Here is a 13,870-nt window from a genome sequence, read left to right as displayed (position 1 = left end):
TGTTTTTTCATATTTATTATTAAGCTAAACGTTTCTGGATGGCAACACCCAAATCCGCTGGCGATCGCACTACCGTCACACCTGCTGCTTCCAATGCGGCAAACTTAGCTTCAGCCGTCCCTTTACCACCGCTAACAATAGCGCCGGCATGTCCCATACGTTTGCCAGCGGGTGCGGTAACGCCGGCAATATAAGCAACAACAGGCTTAGTCACATGTTGCTGAATAAATTGCGCTGCATCTTCCTCTGCCTGACCACCAATTTCCCCTACCAAAATAATTCCTTCGGTTTGTGGATCTTGCTCAAACAAACGTAAACAATCAATAAAGTTCATACCTTGAATCGGGTCTCCGCCAATACCAACACAAGTTGATTGACCTAAACCGTTCTGCGTAGTTTGATGCACTGCTTCATAAGTCAAAGTTCCAGAACGAGACACAATACCAATCTTACCTGGTTGGTGAATGTGGCCTGGCATAATACCAATTTTACAACCATCACCATCATTGCCCGGTGTAATTAACCCTGGACAATTCGGCCCAATTAAATAAGCATCCGATTTATCCAATACGGCACGAACTTTTAGCATATCGTTAACCGGAATCCCTTCGGTAATACAGGTAATCACTTTAATTCCAGCGTTGATAGCTTCGATAATAGAGTCGGCAGCAAAAGCTGGTGGCACGTAAATCATTGAGGCTTCAGCCCCCGTTTGCTCTACCGCTTCTTTGACCGTATTAAAAACGGGTAGATCAAGGTGCATGGTACCACCTTTTCCTGGTGTTACACCGCCTACCATTTTGGTTCCGTAAGCTATGGCTTGCTCAGAATGGAAAGAGCCTTGTTTTCCAGTAAAGCCCTGGCAAATCACCTTGGTGTTGCTATCAATCAAAATACTCATTAGATAGCACCTCCATTGGTTGTGCTCTCATTCGCTACAGCAACAACTTTTTGTGCGGCATCTGCCAAACCATCCGCTGTGATAATCGCCAAACCGCTTTGTGCCAATTTTTCTTTCCCCAGCTCCACATTTGTTCCTTCCAAACGCACAACCACAGGAATGGTCAAACCTACTTCCTGCACTGCTTGAATAATACCGTCTGCAATCAGGTCACAACGGACGATACCACCAAAAATATTAACCAAAATCGATTTCACATCTGGAGAAGATAAAATCAATTTAAATGCTTCAGATACTCGCTCCGGTGTAGCACCGCCCCCCACATCTAGGAAGTTAGCTGGCTCACCGCCATTAAGCTTAATTAAGTCCATCGTAGCCATTGCCAAGCCTGCGCCATTAACCATACAACCGATGTCACCATCCAGTGCAATATAGTTCAACTGATGGTCGGCTGCTTTAGCTTCGCGTTCATCTTCTTGCGTTGCATCACGCATTGCCACCAACGCTGGCTGGCGATAAAGCGCATTAGAATCAATATTGATTTTTGCATCCAATGCAATCAATTCATTATCAGCTGTAACAATCAATGGATTGATTTCCAATAAAGAAATATCTTTATCCAGCGCTAAACGATACAGACCTTGCATCACACCCATTAACTGTTTAAACGCTGTGCCTTTCAACTCTAAAGCAAAACCGATTTCTCGGCATTGGTAAGGCATAAGTCCGACAGTAGGATCAACATGTACGGTTAGGATTTTGTCTGGCGTCGCTTCTGCAACGGCTTCAATATCCATACCGCCCGCTTCAGAGATAATAAATGTGTGGGTTTTGGTAACACGATCCACCAGCAAACTTAAATACAATTCAGTTTGAATATTTAGCGTTTGCTCAATCAATAGCGAGTGAATAGGAAGTGCTTTACCTGCTGTTTGAATCGTTGCTAAAGAACTGCCAAGTAACTGTTCTGCAACTTGATGAGCCTCATCACGAGAGGAAACCAGTTTGACACCGCCAGCCTTACCTCTAGCACCCGCATGAATCTGAGCTTTAACAACCCATTTATCGCCTTCAATTTCTGTTAAAGCGGCATCAAGCTGTGACATACTTGAAATCATGACGCCTTGAGGGATAGGAATCTTGTAATCGGAAAACAGGGATTTTGCTTGGTATTCGTGTAAATTCATTCTGCGCTCTAATACTATCTGTATTTAATCTTGTGACGACGTATTTAACAATTTCCAACTACTTAAAGTGCTTAAAAACACGGCTTAAACCATCTTTTTCTTCAGCAAGCGTTTAACTTTATTGGAAGGACGTTTTTAATTTTAATTAGCGCTCTATTCTAAGGTTTTTAAGCTTGAATTGCATTAAAAATAGCGCGCGGGTACCCAGCCTGGTAGATTTTCAGCAGAGTACCAACGAATCAATTTATAACAATCAAAAACGTTTTTCAGTTAAAACGTCTGTCTCACCTTCTGAACGGGCAATAATAACCGCACCAACAGAATCACTAAATACATTCACCGCAGTGCGCATCATATCCAATAGGCGATCAACCACCAACAATAAACCAATAGCTTCAGCCGGCAAGCCAACTGCAACCAGAATAATACTGATCGCTACCAAGCTCGCAGAAGGAATACCTGCCACGCCGATAGACGTTGTCAAAGCAACCACAACTATCAGTAACTGAGTAGACCAATCCAATGGAATACCAAACATTTGTGCGATAAAGATAGCGGCAACACATTCATAAAGCGCAGTACCATCCATATTAACGGTAGCGCCTAGTGGCAATACAAAACTCGAAATTCGGTTGGATACCCCTGCTCTTTTTTCAACAGATGCAATCGTGACCGGCAGAGTCGAAGAAGAAGAGCTTGTTGAAAATGCCGTTAGTAGCACGGGCGCCATCGCCTGAAAATGCAGCCAAGGGTTGGATACTTTACCCAATGTTCTAAGCAAAATTGGCATCACAATCAGCAAATGAGTTGCCAGTGCTAAAGTTACTGTCATAAAGAACATCGCCAAGTTTTCAAATTGATCGAACCCGGTTTTGGCAATAGATGCGGCAACCAAACCAAACACACCAATTGGAGCAAACTTCATCACCCACCCGGTCATCAACATCATAACTTCAAATATTCCACTCCAAAAACGCGAGAGTGTTGTTTTGAAATCCGGCTGGATTTTGGTCATAAAATACCCAAACAAAAGACTAAAGAATATAAGCCCTAGCATCTGGCCTGTTGCCGCAGCATCAACAACATTGACAGGAATCATTCGAAGAAAGACTTCAACAATATCTCCGGCAGTTTTTCCTTGCACTGCTTGTGTGACTTCAGCACTTGCATGCAAAACCGGTACGCCATTATCTGACACACCTGGATGAATCAAATTTACCAGTGTCAACCCCACTACAATTGCGATTGTCGAGGTCATAAGATAATAACCAATAGTTTTCATCCCCAAGCGCCCAAAACCACCTTGACTACCTACGTTTGCCACCCCGGAAATAATAGCTGAAACCACCAAAGGCACCACGATCATTTTCAGTGCATTTAAAAATAGCGTTCCAATAAAAGTGAATACTGACAGCCATTGCACACCAAACACAGCTTTATCTGTGCCGGCCCAACTTCCCAACAAGGCCGCCAATATCAGCGCAATTAGAATCTGCCAATGAAGCGCGATTTTCATACTCTTCTCCGAAATGATTAGGTCGTTCAAAAAAAAAGTACCCTAAGGTACTTTTCTAATTGGTAAACAATAGCACAATAAACTTTAAAGTTCTGTGGCTAACGCTTTGCTTAAAGATCAGGACATTGATACCAAGCTTGGTAAGGGCCCATGTTATAGACTTCGTCAAAGCCTAATGACAATAAAATTTGCATTGCCATGTGAGAACGTTGACCAGAACGACAAAAAACAACAACAGGCATATCTTTATCCAACATACTGTTACCGACTTGATCAATATCTTGTAAAGGAATGTTTACCGCACCAGGTAATTTGCTCATTGAAAATTCTTCTGGCGTTCTTACATCAACAAATTGTGCATTTTTTTCTTTAATGAGTTTTTTTGCATCTTCACACGAAATGAACATTTTTACTTCTCCAACCTAGAATTGTCTTATATTTTCTTTTTTCATATTTTCAGAATTATCTCTTATCCGCCTACAAAAAACTAGCGGAAGCACCCCAAATAATCATTATGCTGTAACAAGCAGCAATTATGTCATCCAGCATAATGCCAAAGCCGCCTTGCACACGTTTGTCCACCCAGCCGATAGGCCAAGGCTTGATAATATCGAAAAAACGAAACGCGACAAACGCAAACAGCCAATAGAACCATGTTTGTTGAGGCAAACACAGCAAAACCAACCAGATCGCAACAAACTCATCCCATACAATACCACCGTGGTCATGCACGCCTGACCAATCCGCTGATTGGCCGCAAATACGACTACCGAAGACTAGACCTACAAGCGTCAAAACCCATGCTAAAGGAGGATTCCACAGCAATAGCGGTAAAAAAATCACCCCGCCAAACAGAGTGCCAACGGTTCCGGGCGCTTTGGGCGAAAGACCTGATCCCAGCCCAAACCCCAAAAACAGAATGGGGTGTTTCAGTAAGTCTTCAAAGCTAGGTGTGCGCATCATCAAAATCCGAAAAGTTTATACAAAAAAACCGCTCAAAACCCTGTCGGATTTAACTGAGCGGTTTCGCAATCATTACAATTATTTTGAACGTCTTTTGGCAGCCGTTTTCAAACGTAGTGCATTCAGCTTAATAAAGCCTTCTGCGTCTTTATGGTTATAAGCACCACCATCTTCTTCAAAGGTCGCAATCGCTTCATCAAACAAGCTGTATTCAGAGCTGCGTCCGACGATAATCACATTACCTTTATAAAGCTTCAAACGCACTTCACCAGTCACATAAGTTTGCGACTGATCGATCAATGCTTGTAGCATTTCACGCTCTGGTGCAAACCAGAAACCGTTATAAATCATCTCTGCATATTTAGGCATCAATTCATCTTTCAAATGCGCGGCATTACGATCCAGTGTCAAAGACTCCATTGCTCGGTGTGCTTTCAACATAATGGTTCCAGCTGGTGTTTCATAGCAACCACGTGCTTTCATACCAACAAAACGGTTTTCAACGATGTCATCGCGACCGATACCGTTTTCACCACCAACTTTGTTCAAATATTCCATTACCGTTGCTGGTGACATTTTTTCACCATTGATTGCGACGATGTCACCTTTTTCGAATTCGATATTCAGATAAGTTGGTTCATCAGGCGCACTTTCTGGCGAAACCGTCCACAACCACATATCTTCTTCTGGTTCATTTTCAGGGTTTTCGATGATGCCACCTTCATAAGAAATATGAAGTAGGTTTGCATCCATTGAATAAGGAGACTTCTTGCCTTTTTTCTTTTCAATCGAAATGTTGTGTTTCTCAGCGTAAGCCATCAACTTTTCGCGAGATAACAAATCCCATTCACGCCAAGGTGCGATGACCTTAACATCCGGCATTAATGCATAAGCATTTAGCTCAAAACGTACTTGGTCGTTTCCTTTACCCGTTGCACCATGAGAGATGGCATCCGCACCTGTTTCCTGAGCAATTTCTACCAAACGTTTTGAAATCAAAGGACGTGCAATCGAAGTTCCTAAACGGTACTCACCTTCATAAATGGCATTGGCACGCATCATTGGGAAAACAAAATCACTTGCGAATTCTTCACGCAAATCTTCAATGTAGATTTCTTTGATACCCATCGCTTCAGCTTTGGCACGAGCAGGCTCAACCTCCTCTCCTTGCCCAATATCAGCGGTAAAAGTAACAACTTCACACTGATACTCATCTTGTAACCACTTAGCGATAATTGACGTATCCAAACCACCTGAATAAGCTAAAACCACTTTTTTAACTTGCGACATTTTGTTTTCCCCTGAAATCTATAGCTGTTAAACGCGCGAATTATACATTAAAATCAGTTTACTTTCTCAACAACCTAGCCACATAAAGCAAAGATAACAAATGAGTTTAATCGATTTTATTAAAGTCTCACCGCAATATATTTTGCCGCAACATTTAGCCTCCAAAGCCATGCATTGGTTTATGCAAATTGAACAGCCTTGGATCAAAACCAACATCACTAAACTAATGATTAAGGCATTCAACATTAATGTCGAAGAAGCCGAGTATGAAGACTTGGACTACTATGCTAACTTTAATGCTTTCTTTACCCGTGCACTCAAACCAAGCGCTCGCCCAATAGATACGACCGCCGATGCTTGGTGTAGCCCAGTCGACGGCCTCGTTAGCCAATCCATGCCAGTTAACGGTAACCGTTTGGTGCAAGCAAAATGCCATGAATACACGTTAGAAGCTTTAGTTGGTGGCGACATAGAATATGCCAAACAATTCCAAAACGGCGATTCTGCTGTCATCTATCTTTCACCTAAAGATTACCACCGTATCCACTGCCCAACTAACGCCACTCTACAATCTATGACTTATGTACCAGGCGATTTATTTGCAGTTAATCCATCCACTGTTCGTACGGTAGAAGGATTATTTGCCAGAAACGAACGCTTAGTACTGCGTTTTGAAAATGGACACGGTCCATTTTGTTTGATTATGGTCGGTGCAATTTTCGTGGGCAGCATGGAAACGGTTTGGCAGGGGAAAATTACACCTGACTATCGCCCAACAATTGAGCATTGGGATTATTCGGATAAACTTATCTCTTTTGCAAAAGGTGAAGAAATCGGTCGATTCAACATGGGTTCAACTGTCGTTTTGTTAACGCCAGAAGGCCAAATGCCTGATTTGGGCAAAATTCCCGAAAATACGCCTGTTAAAATGGGACAACATCTGGCAAACTATTCAAAATCTATTTTTTAAGAAAATATGACAATAGTATTGAAACCGAAATTTACTCAAAAGGATTCTGAACAATGAAAATGGTGACTGCGATTATCAAACCTTTCAAACTTGACGATGTCCGTGAAGCACTACACGATATTGGCGTACACGGTATGACAGTCATTGACGTCAAAGGTTATGGTCGTCAAAAAGGCCATACAGAAATGTACAGAGGTGCAGAATATGTTGTCGACTTTCTACCTAAATTGAAACTAGAGATTGCTGTAGCTAGCGATAAAGTAGATCAAGTGATTGAAGCAATTACCACCACTGCACAAACCGGTAAAATCGGTGATGGAAAAATCTTCGTTACTCCAATCGAACAAACTATTCGTATTCGTACTGGTGAAACCGGGCCAGAAGCACTTTAAAAAACTGCTTACGAACAAAAAAAGCCCGCTTATGCGGGCTTTTTTATAGCTTACTTTCCAATCTCATTCCAAAATCAAAATTACTTCTTAAGCTTTTTTTGATTTCAGCATGAGTAGTTAGAAAATTAAAATCTGCCAGGCTGGGTATTTTCACATACCCCCACAGCATGGTAGATTTTAATAAAGCATGATAGACAGGGCTAACAAACCTTATGTAGCCTTATTACGCAGCATCAACATGCCAAGTATTCTCATCAGAAGACTTCCCTCGCCAAGGCATAATCCACATCTGATACAGTGATGTGAAAATCATAATACTGGATGCCAGGCTATAACCAAACCCTCCAATAATAACCAGCCATGCAAACTCAGGGTTCCACTTAGTTAACCACCAAGACGCCACATCCACCACCAAGAAAGCAAACGGAATAAAAATGAGCGTTCCTTTTACCCAACGATTCCAACCCACCGTCATGGAAAAGATCAATCCCACAAAAAAGAAGATAAAGGAAATTCCGAACAGATGGATATGAGCTACACGAACCATAGAAGTCTCAGATGCACCATGATCCACTTTGGCAAATATTTTAATTACATCATACTTTGGGATATCAGGAATTCCGGCAAGCTTGCCATGACATTTAGCGCAGTACTTATCAACAATGGGTTGAATCTTTGGCTCCCACTCAGATTTCGGCGCGCCATCTCGAGCCCATTGTATTAAGGTAAATCTCGCTTGCGGTGGCGCATTTACTTTCATCGAACCATTAAGCTTCGCCTCTAGGGTCGTTCCTGTTCGATTACCATAATAACTATAAACAATATCATTAACCGACAAACCAAACTTACCGTCTGCCATGCCATGCGTTAGCATAATTTGTGCGCCCGCCATCAACAATCCCAAGCCAGTCACCATTAAATACCCTGTAAACAAGGTCTTAACAGGAAACGACAAACTAGGCAGATTAAGCCATGAAGTTTTTTCCACTGAATCCTCTCTCTCACTGTATTAAAAAATTATTATTAGTTGATATAAATCAAGAGCCAGTTTAAGCCCAATAAGTGAAAAGACTAATCAATTATTTTTATTTTGAAGAATACAAAACCCTGATATTTCCAATCAGACTTTGATTTAATTTGCTTTCAAACAAATCGATTCATTTATCAAAAGAAAATTTCAAGAGTTTCTCAAAGATTATTGATTCTTCAAGACAAAATGGAAACGCCAACTTGGTTGACTTGAGAAGTTCCTACTGCTGATTCAGACGATGGGATGACTTCCCAGTTCCAGCTAAGATCGGACTCAGGCAATACAACATCCCACGCAGGGTCGAATCCATCCACCTGATTACCTTGCTTATCATATTCGGTAATCCAACGATCAGAAATCAAACACTTAACACCTGGCTGTGCATTAAGCCAATTTAAATGTGATTCCGTCATTTTCTTTCCAAAGACACCCGCTTCTTTTTCCTGCATGTTAAATTTTTTCATCATCCAACTCACAGGAATCAAAGGCAATTGTGTTGTTAAGTTCAATGAAACCACACAGTCAATATCATTAACCCCATCCATCCAACTGAAATCTTTATCACAATCGGCTTTTCCTTGGTAAACCTGAGCTAAACACCCCGTCACATCCGCTTCAATTAGATGAATATTTTGAAAATGAGACGCTTGTTTTCTCGCATCACGCAAAAAAACCAAATCAACAAGATAAACAGAGGAAAATTCTTTTGATAACTTTTCTAAGGGTATATCTCGGAGAGAGCCCGCCCCAACAATCAAAATTGAACGCTTTTGCTGACATTGAGATGCTGCCTGCAAGATCGCTTGTCGACATTGATCAAAGTGAAATTGCCATTGCTGCTGACAACGGCTATAACGGCTGTCCATGGCAATGGCTTCATAAAGAAAACCCATCTTTCGCACCCAAGGCGCAAAAGTGGGTGTGGTGTAGAGTTGAAAAAATTCTTTTAACAAATCAGTTTGCCACTCAGTGAATAAAAAACATACTGAGACCTTTGCATGAGTGGGGTGCGAGGTAAAAAAGTGAGAAAATTTTGCAGTTCAAGGCAGAAAACACCGTCAATAGCTAGCTATTGGCAAGTTTTTTAACGCTGAAATGCAAAATTTTAACCTTTTTTATCCGTGACCCCATCTCGTGCAAAGGCCTCATACTATTCAGAAGTCGAAGCATCACGCTCTTCTAAAGCCTGTGTTTTTCTAGTGAGTGTGTTACGACCCCATCCTAGCAACTGTGCTGCTTTCTGACGATGGTTCATGCTGGCACGCATAGCAACGTCAATCAAAACCTTCTCAAACAAAGGTTCGGCTTCAGTATGCAAACCACTTTTCCCTGATGCTAGGAATGCTTCCGCCCAATGTTGTAATGGCGTTTCCCAATCATCGGTACCCGAGCTTCCCGCAACAGTATCATCTGTGACGGTACCTGATTTTAATTCCAAAGGCAGGTCTTCCATATGAACCGTTTTATCCGGTGCCATTATAGTTAACCAAGTACACAAACTGCGAATCTGACGAACATTACCCGGCCAAGGTAAATTTTCCAAATACTTTTCAACAGGGCGACTCAATTGCTTTTCTTCTAGCCCGTAAATTTTCGCTTCTTCAGACAAGTAGTAACGCAAAATCGGAATAATGTCATCGCGGCGTTCACGCAAAGCGGGCACTTTTATACGAATAACATTCAAACGATAAAGTAAATCCTCACGAAAGCGTCCTTGTTTAACCAGTTCACGCATATTTTGGTGAGTTGCCGCAATAATACGCACATCGGTTTTAATCGGTGTTTTGCCACCCACACGATAAAAAGTACCATCATTCAACACACGTAATAAACGTGTTTGCAAATCTACCGGCATATCCCCGATTTCATCCAAAAACAACGTCCCGCCATTAGCTTCTTCAAAGCGCCCCATACGTTGGGTCAAAGCACCGGTAAAGGCTCCTTTTTCATGCCCAAACAATTCAGACTCCAGCAAGTCTCGCGGAATAGCGGCAGTATTGATGGCAACAAAGGGTTGGTTTGCCCGGCTACTAAGCTCATAAAGTGCTCTGGCAACCAACTCTTTACCTGTTCCCGTTTCACCATTAATCAATACCGTTACATCCAACTGTGAAACGCGCCCCAAGATACGGAACACTTCCTGCATGGCCGGAGCAGAACCAATGATATTCAATGGCTGTTTAGTTGTTTTGGATTTTCTCGGTTTTTTTCCACCTGACAAATGACGTTTAACGGCACGGTCTATGACCGTCAATGCATCATCGATTTCAAAAGGTTTAGGCAAATATTCGAATGCACTACTTTGTAACGATCGTACTGCAGTACTCAAGTCGGCATGGGCAGTCATAATAATGACTGGAATATTCTTATCAAACAGATGAATTTCTTCCATGAACTCCAAACCGCTCATTTCAGGCATGCGAACATCCGAAATAACAACCGTTGGTGGCGCTGTTTCAATATGCTTAAGAGCTTCCAAAGGCGACTCAAATGCATGCACCTCATAAGAACGGTCTTCAAGTGCTTCGTTTAACACCCAACGAATAGAAGCATCGTCATCGACGATCCATACTACTGGTTCTTGAAATTCAGGCGAGTTTTGATGGTTCATGTTAATTCCTGATAATTATTTTTCTGTGATTCTTCCCGATTATGATCAAACGGCAAATAAATGTTAAAAGTTGTTTTGCCCGGTTCGCTTTCAGCAACAATTAACCCGCCATGTTGACGCACAATATTTTGCGACACTGGTAAACCTAAACCAGTTCCGTCTTTTTTACTACTCACCATTGGGTAGAAAATAGCATCAAATACTTCTGGATCGATCCCTTCCCCTTCATCGATAACACTGATGACAGCGACAAGAGGATAAGTTTTTGTACCTAAGGTAAATTTAGACTCTACACGCGTCCGAAAAGTCAGTAACCCACCACGTTCTTCCATTGCTTGAATGCCGTTTTTAGCCAAATTCAGCACAGCTTGAACCATTGCACCAAAGTCCATAGAAATCTCTGGAATACTCGGGTCATAATCTAACTTAACTGCAACATTCTTTGGCTTTTCACCATTCACAATTTCAAGTACATAGCCAATTAATTCATGGATATTATGCGGCTCCTGAAGATCATTGCCTTTTGGCCCAAGCATTCTATCCACTAAATCTTTCAAACGATTCACTTCATTGGAGATAACATCCAAAAACTTTTCCGCTTTGTCATTGTCCGGAAAACGTTTTCTCAACAACTGAGTCGAACCGTAAATCCCCGCCAAAGGATTTTTGATTTCATGCGCTAGCGTTCTAACCAGAAGATTACCTGCTTCATATTGATGCCAACGCTCGTCTTCTTCTGCAATACGATGGTGACGTTCAGTATCATAAAGCTCAATTAACCAACCATCTTCCCCGTCCATTTCATAATATGAAATGGTACAAGTCACATGCGACTTTTGGCCATCCGGTAAACGAATAGCATATTCATGAATAGTTAATCGCCCTGTCCCACAAGCATGAATATCGTCTAATAGTCTCGGCAGAATATAGCGCCAATTAACACCAATCACCCGATACTGACTTAATTGCAACAGCTCAGCCGCTGCCAAATTAATAAAGCCAATATTTTCATTTTTGTCGATCCAAACTACAGAAGTTGTTAGTCCTGCTAAAATTTCAGACTCTGAAACTTTTTGCTCAATCTTGCTGTGATTCAAAGGTATCACTCCTAAACTAGCGAACAAAAATAGATTGCGCTAAACGAAAATCCAACGCTTGGGTTTCACCACCCACCTCTATCGAAATCGGTCCATTAAAAGGGGCTTTTGCCTGCACTTTAACCTGTGTTTTTCTCGCCAACCCTATTGAAGACAAATAACGTAATTCTTCTGGTGATCGATTCTGAATACGGACAACCATGCAGACTTTACCGACATCAACACCGGATAAGCTTTCTCCCGTTTCACTCGCCATTTCCCCAGCTTCATTTGGAATTGGAGAACCATGAGGATCACGAGTTGGACGCCCCAATGCATCCCACATATGATTGATTAAACGATCAGAAACTGCATGCTCTAATATTTCGGCCTCAGCATCCACCTCATCCCAAGAGTAATCAAGATTTTCAACAAGATATTGCTCCAAAATTCGATGTTTCCGAATCATGTTCAGCGCAATCTTATTACCTTCATCAGTTAAGATTACGCCATAATAAGGTTCATAGCGAATCAAATTCTTATCGGCAAGCTTTTTAAGCATATTGGAAACAGAGGCTTTAGAAATAGACAAACGCTCGGCTATCGCCGTCGTGCTCACACCTTTACCATCTTTATCAGGCAAAGATTCTTCCAACTTATAAATGATTTTTAAATAATCTTCTAAAGCTTTACTAGGCACAATACTCTCCTACTAAGCTAAGAATGCGCCACATCACTCGCCATCATAGATTTAACCACGGCAGGATCTGGAAAAGAAAACACATACAATATGGCAAACAGGATCAAGAAAACAAATCGACCAACCCCTGCAAACCGTATGACTGGATGAGATAAAATCGTAAATGCCAAAGCGCTGATAGTGGCGCCCCAAGCGGAAAGTGTCACAGCCAACAATGCCATCAACGCACCGAACGCCATAAAATAATAATGCCACGTAAATTTTGCTTTTTTGGCATTCATTGGTAATATCCTTTCCCAAATTATGAGGTTCTCCTGCACCAAATATTTCTCATTAAATTGAGGCGTAAAACAGGAGGGTTAAACACTATGCACTATTTTAAAACAAACTGATTCGAAAAAGGGGCATTTATGCAAAATCCAATCATTGTTGTCGGAATGGGAGAGCTCGGTAGCGTCTTCGCTCGTGGCTTTTTAAAACTTGGCTATCCTGTACAAGCGGTTAGCCGCCAACAATCCATGAAAGATGTTGCAGAAAGCATTCCAAAACCTGTTGCTGTTCTGATCTCTGTTGGTGAAGCAGACATCCACCAAACCTTGGCAGATTGCCCAGTAGAATGGCAAGACAAAGTCATTCTATTACAAAACGAATTACTCCCTCGCGACTGGGAAAATACAACCATCGAAAACCCAACGGTTATTTCAGTATGGTTTGAAAAGAAAAAAGGCATGGACAGCAAAGTCGTTCTGCCTTCTCCTGTATATGGGCAACACGCAAAGTTAGTTTTCGATGCATTAGCAACCCTTGACCTACCTTGCATGCAGCTTGATTCAGCAGATGAACTGCTTTATGAGCTGGTCAGAAAAAACCTCTATATTTTGACCACCAATATCGCGGGACTAAAAGTGGGCGGCAATGTTGAAGAGCTGGCGAAAAACCACGCAGGTGTAATGAATGCCGTTGCACAAGATGTACTGGATATTCAAGATTACCTAACCCAATCCAAACAAGATAGAGAAAAGCTTATTAAAGGCATGCTAGAAGCCTTTGAAGGTGATCCACAACACGGTTGTATGGGACGCTCCGCACCAGCTAGATTAAAACGCGCGCTTGGCTTTGCCGATGAAGCTGGACTTAAAGTTCCGACACTAAGAGACATCCAAGCCTCTCTTTAAACAACTAAAATCTACCAGGCAGGGTCTCTGACCTTTACCCCAGCCTGGCAGATTTTTTA

General features: G+C 41.8%; 15 protein-coding genes. 3 read left to right on the top strand and 12 right to left on the bottom strand.

What is annotated here, in order from left to right; translation table 11 throughout:
• Positions 1-19: 19 nt before the first annotated feature.
• The 6 genes from sucD to N745_RS0104040 all read right to left on the bottom strand — a co-directional run bounded on the left by sucD (position 20) and on the right by N745_RS0104040 (position 5,857).
• Positions 20-901 (bottom strand): succinate--CoA ligase subunit alpha, encoded by an 882-nt coding sequence (sucD, locus tag N745_RS0104065; protein ID WP_024850859.1) that lies wholly within the window; start codon positions 899-901, stop codon positions 20-22.
• Positions 901-2,088 (bottom strand): ADP-forming succinate--CoA ligase subunit beta, encoded by a 1,188-nt coding sequence (gene sucC, locus N745_RS0104060; protein WP_024850858.1) that lies wholly within the window; start codon positions 2,086-2,088, stop codon positions 901-903. The genes sucD and sucC overlap by 1 nt, the downstream gene beginning before the upstream one ends.
• 253 nt (positions 2,089-2,341) lie before the next feature.
• Positions 2,342-3,604 (bottom strand): dicarboxylate/amino acid:cation symporter, encoded by a 1,263-nt coding sequence (locus N745_RS0104055; protein WP_024850857.1) that lies wholly within the window; start codon positions 3,602-3,604, stop codon positions 2,342-2,344.
• 110 nt (positions 3,605-3,714) lie between these two features.
• Positions 3,715-4,011 (bottom strand): rhodanese-like domain-containing protein, encoded by a 297-nt coding sequence (locus N745_RS0104050; protein WP_024850856.1) that lies wholly within the window; start codon positions 4,009-4,011, stop codon positions 3,715-3,717.
• Positions 4,012-4,081: 70 nt separating this feature from the next.
• Positions 4,082-4,567 carry a phosphatidylglycerophosphatase A family protein gene (locus N745_RS0104045; RefSeq protein ID WP_051453370.1) on the bottom strand — a complete coding sequence of 162 codons (486 nt, stop codon included), beginning with the start codon at positions 4,565-4,567 and terminating at the stop codon, positions 4,082-4,084.
• Positions 4,568-4,645: 78 nt separating this feature from the next.
• A complete protein-coding gene (locus tag N745_RS0104040) occupies positions 4,646-5,857 on the bottom strand; it encodes an argininosuccinate synthase (protein WP_024850854.1) in 1,212 nt (403 codons plus the stop codon).
• 100 nt (positions 5,858-5,957) lie between these two features.
• Here N745_RS0104040 and asd point away from each other — a divergent pair, with 100 nt between their 5' ends.
• Entirely contained in the window at positions 5,958-6,827 is an 870-nt protein-coding gene (gene asd / locus N745_RS0104035) for an archaetidylserine decarboxylase (protein ID WP_024850853.1), read from the top strand.
• 53 nt (positions 6,828-6,880) lie between these two features.
• Positions 6,881-7,219 carry a P-II family nitrogen regulator gene (locus tag N745_RS0104030; RefSeq protein WP_024850852.1) on the top strand — a complete coding sequence of 113 codons (339 nt, stop codon included), beginning with the start codon at positions 6,881-6,883 and terminating at the stop codon, positions 7,217-7,219.
• Positions 7,220-7,442: 223 nt separating this feature from the next.
• Here N745_RS0104030 and N745_RS0104025 read toward each other — a convergent pair whose 3' ends face one another.
• The 6 genes from N745_RS0104025 to N745_RS0104000 all read right to left on the bottom strand — a co-directional run bounded on the left by N745_RS0104025 (position 7,443) and on the right by N745_RS0104000 (position 12,917).
• A complete protein-coding gene (locus N745_RS0104025; protein ID WP_024850851.1) occupies positions 7,443-8,207 on the bottom strand; it encodes a hypothetical protein in 765 nt (254 codons plus the stop codon).
• A 218-nt stretch (positions 8,208-8,425) separates the two neighbouring features.
• Entirely contained in the window at positions 8,426-9,142 is a 717-nt protein-coding gene (locus N745_RS0104020; RefSeq protein WP_157833743.1) for a hypothetical protein, read from the bottom strand.
• Positions 9,143-9,399: 257 nt separating this feature from the next.
• Positions 9,400-10,860: a nitrogen regulation protein NR(I) gene (ntrC, locus tag N745_RS0104015; protein ID WP_038070611.1), complete on the bottom strand. Its 1,461-nt coding sequence runs from the start codon at positions 10,858-10,860 to the stop codon at positions 9,400-9,402.
• On the bottom strand, positions 10,857-11,957 hold the full coding sequence (gene glnL, locus N745_RS0104010) for a nitrogen regulation protein NR(II) (RefSeq protein WP_024850848.1): 1,101 nt from the start codon (positions 11,955-11,957) through the stop codon (positions 10,857-10,859). Before glnL ends, ntrC begins: the two co-directional genes overlap by 4 nt.
• 16 nt (positions 11,958-11,973) lie before the next feature.
• Positions 11,974-12,636 (bottom strand): metal-dependent transcriptional regulator, encoded by a 663-nt coding sequence (locus tag N745_RS0104005; protein ID WP_024850847.1) that lies wholly within the window; start codon positions 12,634-12,636, stop codon positions 11,974-11,976.
• Between the two features lie 17 nt (positions 12,637-12,653).
• Positions 12,654-12,917: a hypothetical protein gene (locus N745_RS0104000; RefSeq protein WP_024850846.1), complete on the bottom strand. Its 264-nt coding sequence runs from the start codon at positions 12,915-12,917 to the stop codon at positions 12,654-12,656.
• A 129-nt stretch (positions 12,918-13,046) separates the two neighbouring features.
• Here N745_RS0104000 and N745_RS0103995 point away from each other — a divergent pair, with 129 nt between their 5' ends.
• Positions 13,047-13,811: a hypothetical protein gene (locus tag N745_RS0103995; RefSeq protein WP_024850845.1), complete on the top strand. Its 765-nt coding sequence runs from the start codon at positions 13,047-13,049 to the stop codon at positions 13,809-13,811.
• Positions 13,812-13,870 lie beyond the last annotated feature (59 nt).

Origin of the sequence: Hydrogenovibrio kuenenii DSM 12350, from assembly GCF_000526715.1 — a bacterium.
GTDB lineage: Bacteria > Pseudomonadota > Gammaproteobacteria > Thiomicrospirales > Thiomicrospiraceae > Hydrogenovibrio > Hydrogenovibrio kuenenii.
This window is presented reverse-complemented; position numbering and strand designations above follow the sequence as displayed.